The organism is Rhizobacter sp. P3_B12 (assembly GCF_056402895.1).
In genome coordinates this window covers 1-1191 of record NZ_JBFUGN010001406.1, presented here as the reverse complement: position 1 = coordinate 1191, position 1191 = coordinate 1, and the positions used below count along the sequence as shown (strand labels likewise).

At 57.8% G+C, this 1191-nt stretch carries 1 protein-coding gene; it reads right to left on the bottom strand.

The window, feature by feature from the left end; all coding sequences use genetic code 11:
• Positions 1 to 326 precede the first annotated feature (326 nt).
• On the bottom strand, positions 327 to 1028 hold the full coding sequence (locus tag AC1D01_RS35645; protein ID WP_477874385.1) for a hypothetical protein: 702 nt from the start codon (positions 1026 to 1028) through the stop codon (positions 327 to 329).
• Positions 1029 to 1191: the final 163 nt, after the last annotated feature.

Genomic DNA, 1191 nt, shown 5'->3' with positions numbered 1-1191 from the left:
AAGCTTGGTTGCCTGAGCGATCTCGTGACGTACGCGCAGTTTGTCGAACTCGTCACGATCATCGCCTGTCGAGAGCCGCGCCAGCCCTTCACTTCCGAACACTACAGCGGCCAGATCGTAGAGCGATGCATAGATTAGCGGTCGCTCAATTAGAAGCGCGGTTGGGTATRCATCCATATCAAAGTTTGGCCTGTTGAAAGAGCACTTCTGTTGATACTAGCCCCTCACGTTCGAGGCAAGGCGGGCTCAGCGGCATTGGCAACGATGCACGAGAAACCGCAGCAAATCACGGGCCTACATCGTTCGACTTCAACTCGAGCGAGGGGTCAGGCGCCACGCTTTGCTTGCGCGATGGCCTGTTCTATCAAATTGCGACGAAGAGTGGTCAGTTGCTCGACGCCGATGATTTCGCGTATGCGTTGAACGACAACGTCAATCGCCATCTCTGGCTGTTCGTCGATGGGGAGACTGYCGGTCAATTGCAACATGTTCCGGAAGACGGTATACATCTCGCTCAAAGCCTTGGGGCGCTCAGGATCCCCGCTTCCGCGGAGATCGTTGACCAACCCTTTGAGAGCCCCGATCTGACGGACTGCATCTTCGAAGGGCTTCAGCCCAATAGCAGTGGATGTCGGAAGCCAAGCCGCGTATTCCTGGCGGAGGTCGGCGAATTTGATAGCGTGTTCTAGCGCCTTTTGGGTAGGGCCTTCTCGGAAAAATGTTGAGACGGTCGAGTGCACCTCAGCGATGTACTTCTCAGCGAAGGCGACGTGCTTGTCGAATGCGACGTTCGCCATGTGTGACATCGCCCCGACGCTAAACATCTGCTGGTCGCGCTGTAGCAGCAGTTGCCGCTCGAGAGCGGCCTGCTCGCGGAAAATCTGAAAGAGCGCGGCCACCAATGATCCAACTGCTGGGATGGTCGCCAGTTCCCTCATCGCCCAATCAACTGGTAGAGCGAGCAAGAGCACGACGGAGAGTACGAAGACGGCTGTCAGCGCGCGGAACCAGCGTGTGGATGGTTTCATGTGGCCCATTGTGTAGTGCGGCAGCAGATCATCTGCGCGTTCCATCGAAGTAGCACGGCATCTCGCAAAGGCGCGTGCGGGGAGGCTGTGGAGCGCCAATAGGGACGGGGCGCCGGAGCTGGCTGGTTTCATGGCCCGCGTGCGCAGCACGCTTCGTGAACTG